This is a genomic window from Pseudonocardia sp. NPDC049154 (assembly GCF_040648315.1).
In the GTDB taxonomy this organism is placed as follows: domain Bacteria; phylum Actinomycetota; class Actinomycetes; order Mycobacteriales; family Pseudonocardiaceae; genus Pseudonocardia.
The window spans coordinates 12113-35045 of sequence record NZ_JBEZDN010000068.1 but is presented as its reverse complement, the minus strand read 5'-3'; the positions used below and the strand labels follow the sequence as shown (position 1 = coordinate 35045).

Annotated in this window: 14 protein-coding genes; 10 read left to right on the top strand and 4 right to left on the bottom strand. The window is 76.0% G+C overall.

Translation table 11 applies throughout. The annotated features are described in order from the left end of the window. The first annotated feature begins 175 nt into the window (after positions 1-175). The gene (locus AB0B41_RS27010) at positions 176-388 is read left to right on the top strand and encodes a hypothetical protein (RefSeq protein WP_358208118.1); all 213 of its coding nucleotides are present in this window, start codon (positions 176-178) and stop codon (positions 386-388) included. A 61-nt stretch (positions 389-449) separates the two neighbouring features. Here AB0B41_RS27010 and AB0B41_RS27005 read toward each other — a convergent pair whose 3' ends face one another. Continuing rightward, positions 450-1814 (bottom strand): alpha/beta fold hydrolase, encoded by a 1365-nt coding sequence (locus tag AB0B41_RS27005; RefSeq protein ID WP_358208116.1) that lies wholly within the window; start codon positions 1812-1814, stop codon positions 450-452. A 135-nt stretch (positions 1815-1949) separates the two neighbouring features. On the opposite strand from AB0B41_RS27005, the gene steA reads away from it, so the two are divergent. The 4 genes from steA (at position 1950) to AB0B41_RS26985 (ending at position 6566) form a co-directional block, all read left to right on the top strand. Continuing rightward, positions 1950-3137, top strand: coding sequence for a putative cytokinetic ring protein SteA (gene steA, locus AB0B41_RS27000; protein WP_358208114.1), 1188 nt, complete (start codon positions 1950-1952; stop codon positions 3135-3137). Continuing rightward, on the top strand, positions 3134-4051 hold the full coding sequence (locus AB0B41_RS26995; RefSeq protein ID WP_358208112.1) for a copper transporter: 918 nt from the start codon (positions 3134-3136) through the stop codon (positions 4049-4051). Before steA ends, AB0B41_RS26995 begins: the two co-directional genes overlap by 4 nt. A 137-nt stretch (positions 4052-4188) precedes the next feature. Further along, positions 4189-5931, top strand: coding sequence for a CTP synthase (locus tag AB0B41_RS26990; protein WP_358208110.1), 1743 nt, complete (start codon positions 4189-4191; stop codon positions 5929-5931). Beyond that, positions 5928-6566, top strand: a complete 639-nt coding sequence (locus AB0B41_RS26985) for an NUDIX hydrolase (protein ID WP_358208108.1) — start codon at positions 5928-5930, stop codon at positions 6564-6566. Before AB0B41_RS26990 ends, AB0B41_RS26985 begins: the two co-directional genes overlap by 4 nt. A 69-nt stretch (positions 6567-6635) precedes the next feature. Here the strand turns inward: AB0B41_RS26985 and AB0B41_RS26980 are convergent, their stop codons facing one another. Further along, a complete protein-coding gene (locus AB0B41_RS26980) occupies positions 6636-7526 on the bottom strand; it encodes a hypothetical protein (protein WP_358208106.1) in 891 nt (296 codons plus the stop codon). A gap of 152 nt (positions 7527-7678) precedes the next feature. After that, a complete protein-coding gene (locus AB0B41_RS26975) occupies positions 7679-8362 on the bottom strand; it encodes a helix-turn-helix domain-containing protein (protein WP_358208104.1) in 684 nt (227 codons plus the stop codon). A gap of 73 nt (positions 8363-8435) precedes the next feature. Here AB0B41_RS26975 and AB0B41_RS26970 point away from each other — a divergent pair, with 73 nt between their 5' ends. Then, positions 8436-9587 carry an acyl-CoA dehydrogenase family protein gene (locus AB0B41_RS26970; RefSeq protein WP_358208102.1) on the top strand — a complete coding sequence of 384 codons (1152 nt, stop codon included), beginning with the start codon at positions 8436-8438 and terminating at the stop codon, positions 9585-9587. A 6-nt stretch (positions 9588-9593) separates the two neighbouring features. Here AB0B41_RS26970 and AB0B41_RS26965 read toward each other — a convergent pair whose 3' ends face one another. Beyond that, positions 9594-10304: a DUF1707 domain-containing protein gene (locus AB0B41_RS26965; protein ID WP_358208100.1), complete on the bottom strand. Its 711-nt coding sequence runs from the start codon at positions 10302-10304 to the stop codon at positions 9594-9596. A 122-nt stretch (positions 10305-10426) separates the two neighbouring features. Between AB0B41_RS26965 and AB0B41_RS26960 the strand changes: the two genes are divergently transcribed. From AB0B41_RS26960 to AB0B41_RS26945, 4 genes are all read left to right on the top strand, one after another. Beyond that, a complete protein-coding gene (locus AB0B41_RS26960) occupies positions 10427-11413 on the top strand; it encodes an LLM class F420-dependent oxidoreductase (protein WP_358208098.1) in 987 nt (328 codons plus the stop codon). Between the two features lie 106 nt (positions 11414-11519). After that, entirely contained in the window at positions 11520-12482 is a 963-nt protein-coding gene (xerD, locus tag AB0B41_RS26955) for a site-specific tyrosine recombinase XerD (RefSeq protein ID WP_358208096.1), read from the top strand. Positions 12483-12494: 12 nt separating this feature from the next. Continuing rightward, complete coding sequence (locus tag AB0B41_RS26950; protein ID WP_358208094.1) at positions 12495-13190, top strand: DUF4097 family beta strand repeat-containing protein; 696 nt, start codon at positions 12495-12497, stop codon at positions 13188-13190. A gap of 290 nt (positions 13191-13480) precedes the next feature. Next, on the top strand, positions 13481-22933 hold a 9453-nt coding region (locus AB0B41_RS26945; RefSeq protein WP_358208092.1), incomplete at its 3' end, for an amino acid adenylation domain-containing protein.

Genomic DNA, 22933 nt, shown 5'->3' with positions numbered 1-22933 from the left:
CGGGGGCATGGTGCAGAAGACGCGGAGTCCGGTGGTCGCGTCGGCGTCGTCGGTGTCCACGGCACCCGTCGTCCGTGCCATTGCGCGGCGGGTCGGCCGGGGTCAGGCTGGGGCCGCCGACGACTCGTCGTCCTGAGCCGTCCGCTCACCCCGAACGACGGGAGGGTGCATCTCGATGCCCCACACCGAGCAGTGCAGTCGATGCGGTCGGGTCGTCGACTCCGCCTCGGCCGAGTACATCGACTGGCAGACCTACGGCGACGGGCTGGCCGTGTGCCCGGGATGCCTCACGCCGTCCGACCGGCAGGACGGCGAGAGCGCTCTGCTCACCGAAGGCGAGAACGACGCGATCCTGCGCGATCTCGACCCGGACAACGACGCCCAGTAGCGCAGCCGGCCCGGGCCGGGAGGACCCGTTCGCCGTTCGCGAGGCCGACGCCACCGAGGCCTCAGCGCTTCCCGACCCAGTCCGTCACGGCGTCGAGGACCGCGGGGTCGATCGTCGTCTCGATCGCGGCGTACTCGGCGGGCGAGCCGGTCGGGGCGGGCTGCATGAGGTGGTTGAGCCCGTCGAAGGTGCGGATCATCGCGTCGGGCGAGCCGGCCAGCGCCTCCCGCATCGGGCCCTCGCTCTGTGCCGGCGGGACCTGCAGGTCCTTGGACCCGAAGAACGCGAACACCGGGATCCGCAGGGCGGCGAGGGCCGGCCGCGGGTCGTAGGTGAGGAACGGGACCAGGGCCGGCACCTGCGCGGCCGCCGCGTCGGCCTGCTCCGCCGGCAGACCCTGCGCCACCGCCTGCTCCCGGGCCGTCCGCTCCGCGCCCGCCACGTCGCCGGCCCGTACCTGCGCGACCATCTGCCGCACCCGGCCGACCTGCGCCTCGACCTGGTCGGCCGGCGCTCCGGCCGCGGCCAGGATCAGGCGGTTCTGCTCCACCAGCACGTCGCCGCCCCCCACCGAGGGGCCGGCCATGAGCACCGCGAACGCGATGTCGCCGGGTGCGGAGCGCTGCACCGCCAGCGGGGCGAGGTAGCCGCCCTCGCTGTGCCCGAACAGGCCGATCCGCGCCGGGTCGACCTCCTGCCGGGTGCGCAGGTGGGCGACGCCGGCGCGCGCGTCGTCGGCGAGGTCGGCGTACGGGGTGCCCGCGGCCGAGCCGCCGGACCTGCCGACGCCGCGGTCGTCCGTGCGCAGCACCGCGACGCCCGCCCGGGTCAGCGCGTCGGCGAGCACGAGGAAGGGCTTGTGCCCGGCGAGCGTCTCGTCCCGGTCCTGCGCGCCGCTGCCCGTGATCATCACGACGGCGGGGAAGGGGCCCGGACCCTCGGGCGTGGTGACCGTGCCGGCGAGGGTGACGTCGCCGCTGGGGAACGTCACGTCCTCGCTGCGGTAGGGGTACGGCTGGACCGGGTTCTGCGGCCGGGCGGGCGGCGGCAGCGTGCCCCTGGTCAGCGAGAACGGGAAGGTCTGACCGGACTGCGTGAGGTCGCCGCGCAGCGCGTCGCCGTCGACGGTGCCGCGGAAGGCCGGGTCGCCGGGGATGTCCGGGACGGCGAAGGAGACGGCGTCGCCGTCGACCCGGACCGCGGAGAGCTCCACGCCGGTGAGGCCCTGCGAGGGGATGTCGATGGTGCCCGACGTCCCGTTCTCGGCGAGGTGCACGCCGATCGGCAGCGGTGAGCCCGGGATCTCGACCGCCCCCTGCCAGTCGCCGGCGGCAGACGCACCGGTCGGGGCCGCGCAGCCCGTCGCCACCACTCCCAGTACGGCGAGCACGGACAGGGACAGGGCGAACGCCCCCCGACGAACCATGAACACGATCATGCCCGAGGGCGGCGCCGGACGGCCCGCGGTCCCGCCACCGGGATCGTCGGGGCGGGTGACGGGGCGGTCACGGTGCGGCGCGCCTTCACCGATCCGCGCGGGGGCGGTGCCAGGGTGCGCGGCATGAAGCTGACCGGCCTGCTGCACCGCTCGCGACCCGAGCTGCCCGGGCTCGCCGGGACCGCGCGCGTCGACAAGCGCACGGACGCGTTGCTCAAGCGGCTCAAGCCGGGCGAGATCGCGGTGCTCGACCAGATCGACATGGACCGCGCGACGGCCGACGCCCTGATCGCGGCGGAGGTCGCCGCCGTCGTCAACGCCTCGCCGTCGATCTCCGGGCGGTTCCCGAACCTCGGACCGGAGGCCCTGCTGGCGGCCGGCGTCCCGCTGATCGACGCGACCGGCCCCGAGGTGCTGCACGACGTGCGCGACGGCGCGCGGATCAGGGTGCACGAGGGCGTGGTCTACGCGGGCGAGCTGGAGCTGGCCCGCGGCACCGAGCAGACCGCCGAGTCGGTCGCCGACGCCCTAGTCGAGGCCAAGGCCGGGCTCATTCACCAGCTCGAGGCGTTCGCCGCCAACACCACCGAGTTCATGCGGCAGGAGCGGTCGCTGCTGCTCGACGGGTACGGCGTGCCCGAGGTCGACGTCGCGCTGCGGGGCCGGCAGGTGCTCGTCGTCGCGGCGGGCTTCGACCACGCCAAGGACCTCGCGCGGCTCGGCAACTACGTCCGCGAGTACCAGCCGGTGCTGCTCGGCGTCGGGGCGGGCGCCGACGCGCTGCGGGCCGCCGGCCACAAGCCCGACCTCATCGTCGGGGATCCGTCCGACATCTCGGACGAGACGCTGACCAGTGGCGCCGACGTCGTCGTCCCGGCCTTCGCCGACGGCCACGCCCCCGGCCTGCACCGGGTCCAGGACCTCGGCGCGAGCGCGGTGACGTTCCCGTCGTCGGCGAACGCCGAGGACCTCGCGCTCCTGCTCGCGCACCACCACGGGGCGTCGATGATCGTGACCGTCGGGCTGTCCGCGACCATGGTCGAGTTCCTCGACCGGGGGCGCTCCGGCTCCAACGCCTCGACCTTCCTCACCCGCCTGCAGGTGGGGGGCAGGCTGGTCGACGGGCGGGTCATCGCCCAGCTCTACCGCAGCCGGATCTCCACGGGTGCGCTGCTGCTGCTCATCGGGGCGGCGCTCGTCGCGGTCCTGGCCGCGCTGCTCATGTCGCAGGCCGGGGACGCGGTCCTGACCTGGATCACCACCACGGCGACCGCCGTGTTCGAGACGATCAAGGAGTGGTTCGGCCGGTGATCTCGCTGCGCTACCACGCGGTGTCCATCGCGGCGGTGTTCCTCGCGCTCGCGGTCGGCGTGGTGCTCGGCGCGAGCGGCCTGTCCGACCGGCTGCTCGCCGCGGTCTCGACCGACCGGGACGCCCTCTCCACCCAGGTCGACACGCTCACCGCCCAGCGCGACGCCCTGCTCGACGAGCAGGCCGCGGCGGACCAGTTCGCGAGCCGGGTCGGCCCGGCCGCGGTGCGCGGGCTGCTCGCCGGCAAGAGCGTGGCGCTGGTGCAGGCGGGCGGCGACCAGGCCGACGCCGAGTCCGTGATCCGGCTCGTCGGGCAGGCGGGCGGCACGGTGACCGGCTCGATCACGCTCACCGACGCCGTCGGCGACCCGGCCCGGTCCGACCAGCTCAACGCCCTCGCCGCCGAGCTCCTGCCGGCCGGTGCCCAGCTGCCGGCCGCCTCCGACACGGGCAGCCTCGCGGGCGGCCTGCTCGGCAGCGTGATGAGCACGAAGAGCGCGCCGAACGCCGACCAGGCGGGCGCGGTGTGGACCGGCCTCGCCGACGCCGGGTTCGTGCAGCCGGGCGCGGCGCCGGGTCCCGCGGATCTCATCGTCGTCCTCACCGGCGGGGCCGCGCAGGGGACCGACGCCGGCGACTCCGCGGCCGTGCTCGCCCGGCTCGCGGCGCAGCTGGACCGCTCGGGCGCCGGCGCGGTGCTGGCCGGCCGGGAGGGATCGGCGTCGGCGACCGGGCCCATCGGGGTCGTCCGGGCGTCGGGCGGGTCGACGGCGGGCCTCTCGACCGTCGACGACGTCCAGACCGGCTCCGGGCGCGTCGCCACCGTGCTGGCGCTCAAGGAGCAGCTCGACGGCGGGGCCGGCAGCTACGGCTCCGACCGCACCGCCTCCGGGGGCGCGGCCCCCGGCGCCTGACCACGGCCTCCCCGAACGGCGCTCTCGCTCACACCTGGTGAACGAGAGCGCCGTTCGTGCGTTCGGTGGAGGGTCGACGACACGCAGGCGGGCGGGCGGAGCAGGGCCGCGCGAGGGTCCGGGTACACTGAAGTTCCGTGCAGACACGCGCGACCCGTCATCTGTTCGTCACCGGCGGGGTCGCATCCTCGCTGGGTAAAGGCCTCACCGCGTCGTCCCTCGGCCAGCTGCTCACCGCGCGCGGGCTCCGGGTCACGATGCAGAAGCTCGACCCGTACCTGAACGTCGACCCCGGGACGATGAACCCGTTCCAGCACGGCGAGGTCTTCGTCACCGAGGACGGCGCCGAGACGGACCTGGACATCGGCCACTACGAGCGGTTCCTCGACCGGGACCTGCACGGCCGGGCCAACGTCACCACCGGCCAGGTGTACTCCGAGGTCATCGCCAAGGAGCGGCGCGGCGAGTACCTGGGCGACACCGTCCAGGTCATCCCGCACATCACGAACGAGATCAAGGACCGCATCCTCGCGATGGCGGAGCCCGACGCCGACGGCGTCGTCCCGGACGTCGTGATCACCGAGGTCGGCGGCACGATCGGCGACATCGAGTCGCTCCCGTTCGTGGAGGCGGCCCGGCAGGTGCGCCACGAGGTCGGCCGGGACAACTGCTTCTTCCTGCACGTCTCGCTGGTGCCGTACCTGGCGCCGTCGGGCGAGCTGAAGACCAAGCCCACGCAGCACTCCGTCGCCGCGCTGCGCAACATCGGTATCCAGCCGGACGCGCTCGTCCTGCGGGCCGACCGGGAGATCCCGGACGCGATGAAGCGCAAGATCTCGCTGATGTGCGACGTCGAGATGGACGGCGTCGCGGCCTGCCCCGACGCCCCGTCGATCTACGACATCCCGCGGGTGCTGCACCGCGAGGCGCTCGACGCCTATGTCGTCCGCCGCCTCGGGCTGCCCTTCCGGGACGTCGACTGGACCGTCTGGGGCGACCTGCTCGACCGGGTGCACAACCCGGACGAGAAGGTCACGATCGCGCTCGTCGGCAAGTACGTCGACCTGCCGGACGCCTACCTCTCCGTGACCGAGGCCCTGCGCGCGGGCGGGTTCGCGCACCGCGCCAAGGTGGAGATCCGCTGGGTCGTCTCGGACGACTGCGAGACCCCGTCCGGCGCCGCGAGCGCGCTGGAGGGCGTCGACGGCGTGCTGATCCCGGGCGGCTTCGGCATCCGCGGCATCGAGGGCAAGCTCGGCGCGATCACGCACGCCCGCACCCGCGGCATCCCCACGCTGGGGCTGTGCCTCGGCCTGCAGTGCATGGTGATCGAGGCCGCGCGGAACCTGGCGGGGCTCGAGGACGCCAGCTCCAGCGAGTTCGACCCGCGCACCCCGCACCCGGTGATCTCGACGATGGCCGAGCAGCTCGACGTCGTCGCCGGTGAGCGGGACATGGGCGGCACCATGCGGCTCGGCGCCTACCCGGCCGCGCTGGGGGACGGCAGCGTCGTCGCGAAGGCCTACGGCAGCCGCGAGGTGTCGGAGCGGCACCGGCACCGCTACGAGGTCAACAACGGCTACCGCGACCGGCTCACCGAGGCCGGGCTGGTGTTCGGCGGCACCTCGCCGGACGGGAAGCTCGTGGAGTTCGTCGAGCTGCCCGCCGAGACCCACCCGTTCTTCGTCGGCACGCAGGCGCACCCGGAGCTCAAGAGCCGCCCCACCCGCCCGCACCCGCTGTTCGCGGCGTTCGTGAAGGCGGCCCTGCGGTACAACGCCGAGGACCGGCTGCCCGTCGAGATGCCGTCCCGGGCGAAGTCCAACGGCAAGGCGGAGCGGGCCGAGGCGGCTGCCGAGCCGGCCGAGGTGGGTTCGTGAGCCGGAGCACCCCCGGCACGCACGACTTCCCCATCACCGCCTCGCGGGACATCTACGAGGGCCGTGTGATGGCCGTCCGCGCGGACACCGTCCGCATGCCCGGCGGCCGGGAGGCGACCCGCGAGATCGTCGAGCACCCCGGGGCGGTCGCGGTCGCCGCGGTCGACGAGCAGGACCGGCTGATGATGATCCTGCAGTACCGGCACGCCGTGCGGCGCCGGCTGTGGGAGATGCCGGCCGGACTGCTGGACCACGCCGGCGAGGACCCGGTCGCCGCGGCGGCCCGGGAGCTCGCCGAGGAGGTCGGCCTGGCCGCCGAGCACTGGTCGGTGCTGGTCGACGCCGTGCCGTCGCCCGGCTTCTCCGAGGAGGCCATCCGGGTCTTCCTGGCCACCGGCCTGACCGAGGTCGACCGGCCCGACCTGGGCGACGACGAGGAGTCCGAGCTCGAGCTGCGCTGGATCCCGCTCGCCGAGGCCGTCGACATGGCGCTGCGCGGCGAGATCGTCAACGCCACGGCCGTCGCGGGCGTCCTCGCCCTGCAGGCGGTGCGGGACGGGCACGGCGGGACGCGCCCGACCGACGCCCCCTGGCCGGACCGCCCCACCGCCTTCGCGAAGCGCAAGGAGGGCTGAGCCCGGCAGGGCCGAGATGCGCGAACGGCACTCTCGCTCACCAGGAATGAACGAGGGCGCCGTTCACCGTCAGCCGGCGGCGCGCTTGCGGTCGTCGTCGGGGAAGGTGCCGGCCTCGATGCAGCGCGCCGACCACCGGTGCAGATCGGTGACCAGGGCGTCGAGGCCCGGGAGGGCGGCCACGAGGTCCCCCTGGGAGGCGTCCGTGGCGTCCTCGATGTCGTCGCGCAGCTGCCGGCCGGCGGCGGTCAGTGCGCCGTCGGCGAGCAGGCCGTCGCGTTCGAGGTGGGCCGCGGCGGCCGCACGGACCTCGTCCGACCAGCCGCGGGTCGCGCTGTACTCGCCCACGGGGTAGCCGACCCACAGCTCCGCGAGGATCGAGGCGCGCACCGGATCGAGCCCGGTCGCGATCACGGCCGCGAGGTGACCGTCGCCGCGGTGCTCGCGCACGAGGTCGGCGGCCCGCCACAGCCGGCCGAAGGGATCGGCGAGGCGCGGCTGGGCCCGCAACGCGGAGAACAACGGCCGGGCGGTGCCGTCGACCGCGTCGGCGGCCCGTTCGAGGGCTGCGGCGACCTCGGCCGCCCGCTCCTCGTCGGCCTCGCCGAGGGTCTCCCGCAGGCTCGCCGCCGTGGCCCGGTCGCGCACCGCGATGAGGTCGGCGAGCGGGAGCAGGGCCCGGCCCGCCGTCCAGAGCCGGTCGACCAGGCCGGGCTCGAAGACCCCGAACGTGGCCGTGACCAGGGCGGACGGCACCTCGCCGAGCGGGGCGGCCCGGCCGGTCAGGTAGCCGGTGAGGAAGTCGAAGCCGTGCGGCGCCAGGGCCTCGTGCACCTGCGCCGACCACACGGCGTGCATCGCGACGGGCTCGAGGGCGTCGCGGAGCCGGCGGGCGGGCGAGGTGGCGGGGCCGGTCGCGGAACCGACGGCGGTGTCGGTGGTGTCGGCGGTGTCGTCCACCCGGCCAGGCTAGGGCCGGATCCGGCCGCCCGCCCCCCTGCCGAGCGCCTCGGCGTCGACCGGCGTCGAGCGGGGAACTGCGCACAGTTCTCGTCGCCGACCGGCGGCGACCTCGCCGCGGCCTCGACCGGCCGGGCCCGCGTGAGGCGGCCTCAGCCGGCGGCGACCGCGCGTGCCATCCCGCGCCGGACGTACGGGGCGACCGGGCTCAGCCGCAGGGCGTCGGGCAGGCGCAGCACCACGTCCCGGCGCCCGGTCAGCGACAGCCGCCCGTCGCCGCGGACCGCGGCGAGGTCCAGCGCGCCGTCCCACACCTGGTAGAGCACGCCGAGCGGGGCCTCGATGACTGCGTCGACCTCGTGGCCGGGGTCGGTGAAGCAGAGCGACACGTCGTGCGGCTGGATCACGAACCAGTACCGGCGGCGCCGTCCGTCCGGCACGTGGACGTGCAGCACGGTCCGCTTCGGGCCGAGGGGTGCCGGGTCGATGCCGCCGCGGATCCACCACATCAGGGTGGTGGGATCCAGCTCGTCGGGCCGCGGTTCGCCGAAGGCCCACCGCGCGCCCCACTCGGCGAGGCCGAAGAGCAGCGGCATCAGCTCCTCGCAGGCGGGCGTCGGGTGGTACGCGCCGTCGGCGTGCACCACGAGGCCCGCGCGCTCGAGCTGGCCGAGCCGTTTCGAGAGCAGGGCCCGGGACATCCCGGGCAGCCCGCGGGCGAGCTCGTTGAACCGGGTGGCCCCGACGAGCAGGTCGCGGATCACGAGCAGGGTCCACCGGTCGCCCAGGATCTCCAGCGACCGCGTGATGGGGCAGTACTGGCCGTAGCGGGACATGGCCGCACATCCTCCTCGGCCCGGTTCATTTTCGGAACTATGCGGCAACTCGGATGCGCCCGATCCTTCCGTCATGACGACACTCGAGCAGGTCCCCACCAGCGTCCTCACCGACTCCGACGTCCTGGCGCTCGCCGAGGCGGTCGGCCGGGCCGCCGCCCCGTTCGACGCGGCGCACGACGTCGACGCCGATTTCGTGACCGAGGCCTACGCGGCCATGACCGAGCTCGGCTACCTGCGCCTCGGCGTCCCGGTCGAGTTCGGCGGGCTCGGCGCGACGCTGCGGCAGGTCGTGCTGGCCGAGGAGGAGCTCGGCCGGTGGTCCGGCTCGGCCGCGCTCGCCGCCGCGATGCACCTCTACCTCACCCGCATGCAGGTGTGGCGGCACCGGCGCGGGAAGCCGGACGCGGCCGGGGTGCTCCGCCGGGTCGCCGAGGAGGGCCTGGTCCTCGCCACCAGCGGCGGCTCGGACTGGGTCTGCCCGACGACGACCGCCGTCCCGGTGGAGGGCGGCTACCGGTTCGACGGCCGCAAGACCTTCTGCAGCCAGGCCCCGGTCGCGGGGGTGCTCGCCACCTCGGCCGTGCTCGGCGAACCCGGCCCCGACGCCGTCGTGCTGCACGCGGGGGTTCCGTTCTCGGCGCCGGGCGTGAGCATCGTCGAGACCTGGGACACCCTCGGCATGCGCGGCACGGCCAGCCACGACGTCGTGCTCGACGGCGTGTTCGTGCCGGAGGAGAAGGTGCTGGGCACCCGGCCGTACGGTGCGCTCGCCGGTCCGCTGCTGGTCGCCGTGATCCACTTCGCCCCGATCGCCGGGGCGGCCTATCTCGGGGTGGCGCGCGGGGCGTGCGAGGAGGCGGAGCGGCTCGTCGCCGCGCGGTCCGAGGTCCCGGCCGCCGCGGTGCGGGGGATCGGGGAGATGCACGCGATGCTGCGGGTCGCGAAGTGGGCCCTGCTGGCGTCGGTCGACGAGGTCGGCGACGACCCGCCCGCCGACGACGCCACCCTCGACGCCGTCCTGACGGCCAAGCGGCACGCCGTCGTGGAGGCGCGGACGATCGTCGACCGGGCCCTGGAGGTCGCGGGCGGCCAGGCGTTCTTCCGCCGCTCGCCGCTCGAGCGGGCGTACCGGGACGTGCGGGGCGGGCCGTTCCACCCGCTCACGCCGGAGGCCACTCTCGCCCGGCTCGGGGAGGCGGCGCTGGCGGCACGGCGCGGCTGACCGGCGTCAGGGCCGGAGGGGGCGGCCCTGCGCGTCCGTGGACCGCCCGGCCAGCAGCACGATGCCGTCGACGAAGCCCCACACGGCGCCGAGCCCGAAGGTCACGATCGTGACGATCAGCTGGGCGATCGCGATGCCCGTGTGCCCGGTGTAGAAGCGGCCGATCCCCGCGCCGCCCAGGAACAGCTGCAGCAGGCCCGCGGCGAGCTTGGACTTGTCCGAGTAGGGGGCGCCGGTGCCCGGCTCGCGGCCGTAGGGCGCGTCGGGGGTGCCGCCGGGGGCGTGGTGCGGCAGTCCGGGGGCGCCGTAGGTGGGGCTGCCGTACGGGGCGGAACGGGGGGCGGCGCCGTAGCCCGTGAACGGCTGCGGCGACTGCCCGGTGTACGGCCCGCCGGCGTACCCGGAGGGGAGGCCCGCCGGTGGGCCGTAGGCCTGCCCGTACCCGCTGTGCGCGCCGGACGGGCCGCCGAAGTGCCCGCCGTGCTCACCCGCGCGGTTCCACAGGGCCGACGGGTGCGGCGCGGGGAGGTCGGCGAAGAGGCCGCCCAGGTCGTCGAGCGTCCGGGCGGCCCAGACCTGCGCGACCCGGTCCTCGTACTCGGTGCCGTCGAGCCGGCCGTGGGAGAAGTGCTCCGCGAGCGCCTGCGCGGCGTCCTCGCGCTCGGCGTTGCCGATCCTGACCTGCGGGGGTTCGGGGCGGGGCTCGGACTCGCTCACGGGACCGACCGTACCCTCGGGCGGGCGGCGGGCGTCGGCACCGCGCGGCCGGGCTCTCAGGAACCGGCCGGCATCTCGCGCGTGGCGCGGCGCGGGGTTGGTCCCGGTCCTAGGCTCGGCCCATGCGCTTCGGTCTCTTCGTTCCCCAGGGCTGGCGGCACGACCTCGTCGGCATCGACCCCGCCGAGCAGTGGGCGGTGATGAAGGGGCTCGCGGCCCACGCGGACGCGGGCCCGTGGGAGTCGATCTGGGTCTACGACCACTTCCACACGGTCCCGGCGCCGACCGACCAGGCCACCCACGAGGCGTGGACGCTCATGGCGGCCTTCGCGGCGTCGACCGAGCGGGTCCGGCTCGGCCAGATGTGCACGTGCATGGCCTACCGCAACCCGGCGTACCTGGCCAAGGTCGCCGCGACCGTCGACGTCGTGTCCGGCGGGCGGGTCGAGATGGGCATCGGCGGCGGCTGGTACGAGCACGAGTGGCGCGCCTACGGCTACGGCTTCCCGCCGCCGCGGGACCGGCTCGGCATGCTCGACGAGGGCGTGCAGATCTTCCGGCAGGCCTGGCAGAAGGGCGTCGCGACGCTCGACGGCACCCACTACCGGGTCGACGGGGCGATCTGCGAGCCCCGGCCGATCCAGCCCGGCGGCATCCCGATCTGGGTCGCCGGCGGCGGGGAGAAGATCACCCTGCGGATCGCCGCGCGGTACGCCGACTACACCAACTTCGACGGCAGTCCCGACGGCTTCACTGCGAAGTCCGAGATCCTGGCGAGGCACTGCCGGGAGCTGGGCACCGACTTCGACGCGCTCGTGCGGACGGCGAACTACAACGTCGCCATCGGCACCACGGAGGCCGAGGTCTCCGACCGGCTTCGGCAGGTGGTCGACCGGCTGACCCCCTACGTCGGCAAGCAGAAGGCGGAGTCACAGCTCGGCGCGTTCCGCGGACTGCCGGGCGTGGGCACGCCGGAGCAGATCGTGGAGAACCTGCGCGGGATGCAGGAGCGCGGGATGACCTACGGCATCTTCTACTTCCCGGAGGCCGCCTACGACCGCTCGGGCATCGAGCTGTTCGAGCGCGAGGTGATCCCCAACCTGGCCTGACCCGAGCGCGTCATGGATCCCTGACGCGTTGCAGCCGGCTGTTCGACCGCATCATGGATTCCGTACCGCGCGTGGGGACCCGGCCCGAGCGCGTTGTGGATCCATAATGCAGCGCATGGGCACCCGGGTCGCGGACGGCGTCGAGGCCTTCCTGGCGCACCTCGCCGTGGAGCGCGGCAGCTCGGCCAACACGCTGCGCTCCTACACGACCGACCTCGACCGCTACGCCGCGCACCTGCAGGAGCGGGGGATCGACGACCTCACCGCGGTCGCGGAGTCGGACGTCAGCGACTTCGTCGTGGCGCTGCGCAGCGGGGAGGCGCCGCTCGCGGCGTCGTCGGCGGCCCGGGCCCTCGCCGCGGTCCGCGGGCTGCACCGGTTCGCCGCGCGGGACGGGCTGGTCCCGGTCGACGTGGCCCGCGCCGTCGCCCCGCCCGCCCTGCCCCGCCGGCTGCCCAGGGCGCTGACCATCGACCAGGTCGAGCAGCTGCTCGCGGGGTGCGTGGGCGACGGGGCGACCGGGTTGCGCGACCGCGCCCTGCTCGAGCTCCTCTACTCCACGGGCGCGCGGATCTCCGAGGCCGCCGGGCTGGACCTCGACGACCTCGACCCCGACTCGCGGACGGTCCTGTTGCGCGGCAAGGGCGGCAAGCAGCGGATCGTGCCGGTGGGGCGGCCCGCGCTCGCCGCCGTCGACGCCTACCTGGTGCGGGCCCGGCCGGAACTGGCCGCCAAGGGCCGCGGCACGCCCGCCCTGCTGCTCAACGCCCGCGGCGCCCGGCTGTCCCGGCAGAGCGCCTGGCACGCCCTGCGCACCGCGGCCGACGCCGCGGGCCTCGACCCGACGGCGATCTCGCCGCACACCCTCCGGCACTGCTTCGCCACCCACCTGCTCGGCGGCGGCGCGGATGTCCGCGTGGTCCAGGAGCTGCTCGGGCACGCCTCCGTGACCACCACACAGATCTACACCCACGTCACCGTCGACGCCCTCCGCGAGGTCTACGCGACCGCGCACCCGCGGGCCCTCCGGAGCGGGACCGGACGCACCGGGCGGAGCGGGCACCGCTAACGTCCCCCGGCGATGATCGCGACACGGGTGTCCCGGCTGGTCCTGCTCCCCGTCCTCGGCGTTCTCCTCGCCGGCTGCGGCGGCGTCACGCTCACCACGGACACCGGGTCCGGCTCCGGTCCCACCGACGAGATCACCACCGACGAGATCACCACCGACGAGATCACCACCGAGCGGGGGACGGACCGGCACGACGGCGCCGTCGAACGGGTCGAGATCGTCGCCGACGCGGGCGACGTCAGGCTCCGCCCCGGGCCGGCGGGCTCGGCCACGGTGGAGCACGAGACGCGGTGGACCGGGCCGCGGCCCGAGCTCACGCAGGAGCTCGCAGGGGACGTCCTGCGGATCACCGCCCGTTGCCCGGAGCCGGGGGAGCGGTGCGAGACCCGGCTGACCGTCACGGCCCCGGCGGCCGCGGCCTCGAACGTCGACCTCGGCGCGGGTGACGTCCGTGTCGAGGACCTCACGGGTGCGCACGAGCTGCGGACCGCGGGCGGCGACGTCACCGGCGCCGGTCTGGCCGGTCCGCGGGTGTCGGCGACCAGCACGGCCGGAGACGTCGCGCTGGGCTTCGCCGCGCCGCCCGCCGCCGTCGTCGCGGAGTCGACGGCCGGGGACGTCGAGGTGGGCGTCGCGGACGACCCAGGCTCCGACGTGACGATCTCGGCGCACAGCACCGCGGGCGACGTCCGCGTGACGCACGGGTGAGCGCGCAGCTGACCAGCGCGAACCCTTGCGCACAGCCGGCGGGCCGGTCCGGCATCGCCGAGATCGTTCAAATCTCAACGTAGTGGATCTGTCGCGCTCTGTTGCTTTCCTCACCCGAACGGCCGTGGTCCCGCGCTTGCATACGGCCCTGCCGCCTGGTTTCTTAAGTAAGCCTTACCGCGTGTGAGTGCAGGCTTCCCGGCCGTGGATCGGGGGGTCGCCGGCGGGCACCGTGGCTGCCCCCTGCGCGCGTGACGGCCCGATGAACTCGACGAGAGGCGGTGTCACGAGTGAGCGTGCCCCCCGCACTCGGTACCCGTACCGGCGCGACGCTCGCCCTGTCGGCCGCGCAGCTCGGGGTGTGGAACGCCCAGCGGCTGGACCCGGAGTCGCGCGGCTACCTCGTCGGCGAGGTCCTCGAGATCTCCGCCGGCGAGGGAGGTGACCCGATCGACGTCGCGGCGCTCGGCGACGCCGTGCGCGCGACGATCGACGAGGCCGAGACACTGCGCCTGCGCCTGCACGACACTCCGGACGGTCCACGCCAGACGGTGTCCGACGAACCCGCGGCACGGCCCCGCGTCGTGGACCTGCGCGGGGAGCGCAACCCGGTCGCGGTGGCGCACGCGCTGGTCGACGCCGAGCGCTCACGCGCCGCCGAGGCCTGCCGGGGCATGGTGGACCGTCCCCTCTACACCTACACGCTGGTGCGGCTGTCCGATCAGGACGTGTGGTGCATCCAGCTGTACCACCACCTCGTCGTCGACGGCTACAGCGCGGCGATGCTCTCCCGCCGGGTCGCGGCCCACTACACCGCGCGGGTCCGCGGCACCGAGCCGCCGAGGGCGACCTTCGGCGCGATCGCCGACCTGATCGCGAAGGACCGCGAGTACGAGGCGAGCGAACGGTTCACGCGGGACCGCGAGTTCTGGCGGGACCTGCTCACCCCGCTGCCCGAGCTCGGCGGCCGCCGGGACGCACCCGAGGGCCCCGCGGACCGCACGCTGCACGCGCGGGCGTTCGTCTCCGGCGCCACGCTCGACCGGCTCGAGGCACTGGCGGACAACACCGGCACCACCTGGGCCGAGGCGCTCATCGCCTGCTACGTGGGCTTCCTGCACCGGCTGCGCGGCGAGTCGGACCTGGTCGTCGCGCTGCCGATGATGGCGCGCACCGGCGCCGCGGCGCTGCGGACACCGGCGATGGCGGTCAACGTCCTGCCGTTGCGGGTGACCGTGCGCGGCGGCGACCGGCTCGGCGACCTCGCCCAGCAGGTGGGCCGCGCGATGCTGGGCATGCGGGCCCACCAGCGCTACCGCGGCGAGAACCTGCCGCGTGACCTCGGCGTCCCCGGCGCCGGTGCGCTGCTGCACGGCATCGGGATCAACGTCAAGGCCTTCGACCTGACGCTGGACTTCGCCGGCGCCGTCGGCACCCTGCGCAACGTCGCCGGCGGGCCGCCGGAGGACCTCGGCCTCACCGTCACCCCGCAGCGCGACGGCGGGCTGATGCTCGGCTTCGAGGTCGACGCGCGGACGACCTCGCAGGCCACCGTCGACCGGCGCATGGCCGCCCTCGTGCGGATGATCGAGGGCCTGACCGGGGCGGACGACCCGGCCGTCGGGGAGGTGGACCTGCTCGGCCCGGAGGAGCGGGCCCGGCTGCTCGCCGAGCGCACCCCCGCCGCGCTGCCCGGCACCCCGGAGCTGGTCCCCGCCGTCCTCGACCGCCTCGCCGCCGCGCAGCCCGACGCCACCGCGCTGGTCCACGGCGCCGAGCAGCTCACCTTCGCCGAGCTCGCCGGTCGGGTACACCGGCTGGCGCGGGCGTTGCGGCACAGGGGGATCGGGCCCGACGACGTCGTCGCACTGGCCCTGCCCCGCTCGGTCGACCTCGTCGTCGCGCTGCTCGCGGTGCTCGACGCCGGTGCCGCCTACACCGTCCTCGACCTGGACCACCCCGCCGAGCGCTTGCGCACCCTGCTCGACGACACCCGGCCCGCGCTGGTCCTGGGTTCCGGTGTGCCCGAGGCGGAGTCGCTGTCCACGGAGGGCCTCGCCGACGGCCCGCTCGGCGAGGCCGAGCTGGCCGCGCCGCGGCACCCCGAGCACCTCGCGTACGTGATCCACACCTCCGGGTCCACCGGCACGCCCAAGGGCGTCCTGGTCCGGCACGCGGGCCTCGCGGCGCTGCTGCACCACCACCGGACCACGCTCTACGCCGCGGCGGAGCAGCGGGCCGGGCGGCGGCTGCGGACCGCACACACCGCCTCCTTCTCCTTCGACGCCTCGCTCGACCAGCTGGTCTGGCTGCTGTGCGGGCACGAGATGCACCTCTACGCCGGCGAGGTCGTCAAGGACGCCGCCGGGCTGGTCGCGGCCTTCGCCCGGGACGGCATCGACTGCGTGGACCTGACCCCGTCGATGGCCGCGGCGCTCGTCGACCACGGGCTGCTCGACGGTCCGCACCGGCCCGTCCAGCTCGTGCTGGGCGGCGAGGCGGCCCCCACCCCGCTCTGGGAGCGGATCACGCGCTCCGGGGTGGTGGCGCACAACCTGTACGGGCCCACCGAGGCGACCGTCGACGCCACCGCCGCTCCGGTGGAGGGCGCCACCCCGACCATCGGGCTGCCGCTGGCCGGAACCCGCGCCCACCTGCTCGACGCCGCGCTGGCCCCGGTCCGGGACGGCGAGCGGGGCGAGCTCTACCTGGCCGGCCCGCACCTGGCCCGGGGCTACCTGGGCCGGCCGGGGGCCACCGCCGAGCGTTTCGTGCCCGATCCCTTCGGCGCCCCCGGCGACCGCATGTACCGCACCGGCGACGTCGCCGTGTGGACCCCGGGCCGCGGGCTGGAGTTCGCCGGCCGCGGCGACGGCCAGGTCAAGATCCGCGGGTTCCGGGTGGAGCTCGGCGAGGTCGAGTCCGCGCTGAGCCAGGCCGAGGACGTCACCGCCGCGGCGGCCGTGGTCCGCACGGACGGCGGCCGCCCGATGCTGGTCGGGTACGTGACCGGCGCGGTCGAACCGGACCGGGTGCGGTCCGCGCTGGCGGCGCGGCTGCCGGAGCACCTGGTGCCCGCCGCCGTCGTGGTGCTCGACGCGCTGCCGGTCACGGTGAGCGGCAAGCTGGACCGCGCCGCCCTGCCCGCGCCCCGGCTCACCGGCTCCGGCCGCGCCCCGGCAACGGCGCGCGAGCGCGTGCTGTGCGAGGTCGTCGGCGAGGTGCTCGGCCAGGAGGGCGTCGGACCCGACGACGACTTCTTCGGCCTCGGCGGGGACAGCATCACGGCCATCGGCGTGAGCAGCCGCGCCCGCGCCCGCGGCCTGGACCTGCGCCCGAAGGACCTGTTGTCGCGCCGCGACCTCGGTGCGCTGGCCGCGGAGGTGCGCGAGGTCGAGACCGGCCCCCCCGCCGCCCCGGACGTGGCGACGGGCTCGGCGCCGGCCACCCCGATCGTCCGCGCGCTGGTGGACCCGAACCCCGCGGACGAGGCGATCGCGGGTTACGCGCAGTGGACCGCGGTGCAGGTCGACGAGCCGATCGAGCTCGCCGACCTCGTGGCCGGTGTCCAGGCCGTCCTCGACCGGCACGACGCCCTGCGGATCGTGCTGCGCGGCAGCGGTTCCGACGCCGAGCTGATCGTCCGGGACGGCGGCGCCCTGAGGGCGGCGGAGATCGTGCACGAAGGCCTCGGCGAGCCCGCGGACGTCGCCGCGCGGGAGGCCGCCCTGCTCGACCCGCGGGCGGGGGAGACCGTGCGCGTGGTGCTGCTGCGCCGCTCGTGCTCGGGGCCGGACGAGCTGGTGGTCGTGGCGCACCACCTCGTCGTCGACGGGGTGTCGTGGCGGGTGCTGCTGCCGGACCTGCAGGAGGCCTGCACCGCCGCCCGCGAGCGCCGCGGTCCCCGGTTCGCGACGCGCGGCGGCTCCTGGCGCCGGCACGCGCTCGCGCTCGCCGAGGAGGGGGCGTCCGGCGCGCGCCGTGCCGAGCTGGAGTACTGGCGCACCGCGCTGGCCGCGGTCGCGCCGCTCGGGGAGCGGCACGTCGGCCCCGCGGACACCGTCGCCACCGCGGCCCGCACCCGCACCACCCACGCGTCCGAGGTCGCCGACGCCCTGCTGACCGTGCTCCCGGAGAAGTACCGGGCCGGTGCGGAGGACGTGCTGCTGGCTGCGCTCGTGCTCGCCGTCCGCTCGTGGCGCGGCCCCGCCGAGGCCCGGGCGGTCTCCCTGGAGCGGCACGGCCGCGAGTACGCCGACCTGGACCTGGCCGGCACCGTCGGCTGGTTCACCAGCGAGTTCCCGGTCCGGGTGCCCGACGGGCTCACCGACGCCGACCTCGACGACGCCCTCGCGGGCGGCCCGGCCGCCGGGCGCCTTCTGCGTGCGGTGAAGGAGGCCCTGCGTGCGGTGCCGGGCGAGGGCGCGGGGTTCGGGGTGCTGCGGTACCTCGACCCGGAGACCGCGCCGGAGCTCGGCGCGGCGGCCACGCCCGCGCTGCTGCTCAACTACCTGGGCCGGTTCGCCGCGCTCCCGGGCTGGCGCCTGCCCACAGAGGACCCGTTCGCCGTCGTCGAGCCGGCGGGCAAGCGACTCGCGGAGACCCTGGCGCTCAACGTCTTCGTGCACGCGGACGGCCGGCTCGCGGTCGAGTGGACCGCCGCGTCCGCGGTGCTGGGCCCGGGCGACGTCGAGGCGCTGCAGGAGCACTGGGACCTCGCCCTCGAGGCCCTCGCCGCGCACGCCGCGCTCGCGCCCGGTGGACTGACGCCCTCCGATTGCCCCGGCACGGGCGTCGACCAGGACGGCATCGACGCCCTGGAGGCCGCGCACGGCCCGCTCGCCGAGCTGCTCCCGCTCTCGCCGCTGCAGGAGGGCCTGCTGTTCCACGCCGTCCGCGACGGCGCCCGGGACGTCTACACCCTCACCGCCCGCTTCGACCTCGCCGGGCCGCTCCAGGCCGACCGGCTCCGCGGCGCCGTCGAGGGGGTGCTCGCGCGGCACCACAACCTGCGGGCCGCGTTCCATTTCGAGGAGCTCGACCGCCCGGTGCAGGCGATCCCGCGCACGGTGTCGCTGCCGTGGCGCGAGATCGACCTGACCGCCCTGCCGGAACGCGCGGCCGCCCGCGCGGCGGACCGGCTCGAGGACGAGGCCGCCACGCACGTGTTCGACGTGCGCGTGCCGCCGCTGCTGCGCGGCCTGCTGATCCGGCTGCCGGGCGAGCGGCACCGCCTGGTGCTCAACGCCCACCACCTGCTCACGGACGGCTGGTCGACGCCGATCGTGCTGCGGGACCTGCTCGAGCTCTACCACCGCGGCGCCGACCACCTGCCGGCCCCGGCGCCCTACCGGACCTACCTCGCCTGGCTGGCGGGCCGCGACCGGGCGGCACAGCAGGCCGCGTGGGCGGACCGGCTCGAGGGGCTGGACACCCCGACGCTGGTGGCCACCGGTGTGCCGTCGGAGGAGCGGGTGCGGCTCGCCGTGCCGCTCGACGCGGAGACCGCCACGGCGCTGTCCACGCTCGGCCGCGAGCGCGGGCTCACCGCGAACACGCTGGTCCAGGGCTCGTGGGCGGCCGTGCTGGCGGAGACCACCGGGCTCGACGACGTCGTGTTCGGCGCGACCGTGTCCGGCCGGCCCGCGGACCTCCCGGGCGTCGAGGGCATGGTCGGCCTGTTCAGCAACACCATTCCCGGGCGCCTCGCCCTGCGCCCGGACCGGCCGCTGCTGGCGCAGTTCACCGAGCTGCAGGCGGCCCAGTTCGCGATGCAGGAGGTCGAGCACGCGAGCCTCGCGGAGATCGAGCGTGCCGCGGGCCGCGGACAGCTGTTCGACACCCTCGTGGTGTTCGAGAACTTCCCGGCGGGCCCGGCGCGCGCCGCCGGCGACCCGCTGCGGGTCGACGGGGTCACGCACCGCGGCGTCACACACTACCCGCTGACGCTGCTCGCCCCGCCGACGTCGCCCGGCGCCGGCCTGGAGCTGGTCCTCGACCACGATCCGGGCGCGGTGCCCGCCGACCGGGCGGAGCGGATGGCCACCCGGCTCGCCGAGGTGCTGTCCGGCCTGCTCACCGGGCCGGAGCGGGCCGCCGGTGAGGTGGTGCGCCTCGGTGCCGGCGAGGTGCGCCCCGGGATGGCGGTCCATCGATCGGGTGACCACGCGGACCCGGTCGGCACCCCGGTCGCCGAGGCTCCGGCAGCATCCGGCGGCGCGGTCCTCACCGCGATCCGCGAGGCCGCGGCGGCGGTCCTGGAGGTGCCCGCGGTGGGCGCGGACGAGGACTTCTTCGCCCTCGGCGGGCATTCGCTCACCGCGATGCGGCTGGTCGGGCGACTCCGCAGGGCGGGAGTCCGGCTGACGGTGCCGCAGGTGTTCGAGGCGCCGACGGCGCGGGCCCTCGCCGGACTCGCGGAGGTCGACGAGGAGCGGCTGGCAGCGGCGACCCGGACCGCGGCCCCCGCCGAGCCCGACGACGCCACCGACGACGCCGCCGCGCCCGCGAGCGACGCGCGTCCGGTCCGGGCCGAGCGGCGTCGCCGGGAGTCCGACCCCGACGCCGTCCCGCTCTCGCCCGCCCAGGAGCGGCTGTGGTTCCTGCAGCAGCTCGAGGGCCCCTCCACGACCTACGACGTCCCGGTGGTGGCCCGGATCCACGGCGCCCTCGACGGCGCGGCCTTCGCCGCGGCCTGGGCGGACGTCCAGGTCCGGCACCCGATCCTGCGGACGGTCTACCCGGCCGACGCCGAGGGCGCAGCCACGACCCGCGTGCTCGACGAGCCCGCAGCGCCGGCGGTCCGCACCGTCGACGCCGGCGCAGACGGAACGGCGGTCGAGGCCGAGATCGCGGCGTGCCAGGCCCGGCCGGTCGACGTCACGACGGAGGCCCCCGCCCGCGCCACGCTGCTCGTCGTCGGGCCCGAGGAGTACGTCCTGGTGCTGGTGGTGCACCACATCGCGATCGACGAGGGCTCGATCCGCCCGCTGCTCGCCGACCTCGACCGCGCCTACACCGCGCGGGTCGCCGGCACCGCGCCCGAGTTCGGACCCGCCGGGCCGGGGTACGCCGACCACGCCCGCCGGGAGCGCCGGCTCCTCGCCGAGGACGCACTCGTGGAGCAGACCGCGTACTGGCGCGAGCGGCTGGCCGGGTTGCCGGTCGAGCTCGACCTGCCGTTCGACCACCCGCGTCCGACCCGCACCGCGCACCGCGGCCGCACCCTCCTCCGGCCGCTACCCGCGCACGTCCGCGCCGCGATCACGCGGGTCTGCGCCGAGCAGCACGTCACGCCGCTGATGGTGCTGCAGGCGGCCGTCGCCCTGACCTGGAACCTGCTGGGCGCGGGCCGGGACGTCCCGCTCGGGTCCACGGTCGCGCGCCGCGGCCTCGACTCCGCCCGGCCGGACGAGCACGACGTCACCGACACCGTCGGGTACTTCGTGAACACGCTGGTCGTGCGCTGCGACCTGAGCGGCAGGCCGTCGTTCGGCGAGCTGCTGGACCGGGTCCGGGCCACCTCCCTCGAGGCGCTGGCCCACCAGGACCTGCCCTTCGAACGGCTGGTGGAGCTGCTCGCCCCGCCGCGCAGCATGGCCCGGCACCCGCTGTTCCAGACGGCCGTCGCGCACGAGGGCCGGGTCGCGCCGAGCCCGCTCGGCGACCTGGTGCTGGAGCCGGTCGACCCGGTCCGCGAGGACGCGCGGTTCGACGTCGCGGTCTGGCTGGTCGACGACGAGCACGCGTCCGACGAGGGCGCCGCGCTGCGCCTGGTCGCCGACGCGGAGCTGTTCGAGGCGCCGAGCGTCGTCTTCCTGGTCGACGCGCTCGTCCACGTCCTCGAGCAAGGCCTGGCCGCGCCGATGGCGCCGATCGGCACGATCACGCTGCCGCGCAACGAGATCGCCGACCCGCCCCGGCGTGCGACCGTACCCGCGGGCGTCGCCGCCGGGTTCGCGGCGCAGGCGCGCCGGACCCCCGACGCGCCCGCCCTGGTCGCCGACGGTCGCACGCTGACCTACGGCGAGCTGGCCGCCCGCGTCGACGCCCTCGCCGCCCGGCTGCACGCCGCCGGCGCCGGGCCCGAGACCGTGGTCGCAGTGGCGCTGCCGCGCTCGGCCGAGCTCGTCGTCGGGCTGCTGGCCGTGCTGCGGACGGGGGCGGCGTACCTGCCGCTCGACGTCGACTACCCGGCCGAGCGGCTGGAGTACATGATCGACGACGCCCGTCCGGTCGCCACCCTGACCAGTGCCGACGTCGCGCACCGGTTGCCCCGCAACGCCCCGGCCACGATTCGGGCGGACGAGGATTCGCACGAGGTCGGGGACCTGCCGGCGCCACCGGAGCCGGGGGACCACCTCGCCTACGTCATCCACACCTCCGGGTCCACCGGCCGTCCCAAGGGCGTCATGGTGACCACGGCCAACCTGGCCGCGTTCGTGGAGACCGTGGTCGGCGAGGGCTGGGTCCGCGCCGGCGACCGGCTGGTGGCGGTGACGACCGTGTCGTTCGACATCGCGGTGCTGGAGCTGTTCGCGCCGCTCGTCGCCGGCGCGACCGTCGTGCTGGCGGACCGGGCCACCGTGCTCGACCCGGACGCCCTGCACGACCTCGTCCGCACCGAGCGCGCCACCGTCCTGCAGGCCACGCCGTCCCTGTGGCGGGCGCTGACCGAGCACGAGGACGCACTGGCCGACCCGGGGCGGCTCGCCGGCGTCCGAGCCCTGGTGGGCGGCGAGGCGCTGCCGGCCGACCTCGCGGCCGACCTCACCGCGCGGTGCGCCTCGGTGCGCAACGTGTACGGCCCCACCGAGGCCACGGTGTGGGCCACCTGCGCCGACCTCGCCCCGGGCGACCCGGTCACGATCGGCGCGCCGTGGACGGACGTCCACGTGCGGATCCTCGACGACGACCTGCGCGCGGTGCCCGACGGCGTCGCCGGCGAGCTGTACCTCGGCGGCGCCCAGGTGGTCCGCGGGTACCTCGGCCGCCCGGGGATGACCGCGGCGCGGTTCGTCGCCGCGCCCGGCGGCGAGCGCCTCTACCGGACCGGCGACCTCGTGCGCCGCCGGGCCGGGCGGATCGAGTTCCTCCGCCGGGTCGACGACCAGGTGAAGGTCCGCGGCTTCCGGATCGAGCTGGGCGAGGTCGAGGGCGCGCTCGCGGCCGTCGACGGGGTGGCGCGTGCCGCCGCCGTCGTCCGGGCGGACGGCGCCGGGACGGGCCGCCTGCTGGGGTACGTGGTCCCGGAGCCGGGGCGGGCGATCGACCCGGCGGAGGTCCGCGCCGGGGCCGCGCGGCTGCTGCCGGACTACATGGTCCCGCAGGTCGTCACGGCGCTCGACGCGCTGCCGCAGACGCTCAACGGCAAGGTCGACCGCAAGGCGCTGCCCGAGCCGGTGGTGGCCCCGGCCGGCCGCGCGCCGCGCACCGAGGCCGAGCGCGTGCTGTGCGAGCTGGTCACCGAGATCCTCGACCTGCCCGCCGCCGGCCCGGACGACACGTTCTTCGGCCTCGGCGGCGACAGCATCAGCACCGTCCGGCTGGCCTCCGCGGCCCGCGCCCGCGGGCTCGGGCTGACGGTCGCAGACGTCTTCGCCACGGACACCCTCGCCGATCTGGCCAGGTCAGCGGGGGTCGTGGGTGGGGGGGTGCCCCGGGGGGGGCCGCGGCCCCCAACGGGGGGGGGGGGGGGTGCGGGCGGGGCGCGGGGGGGGGGGGGGAGCGTACAGAGGGCGGCG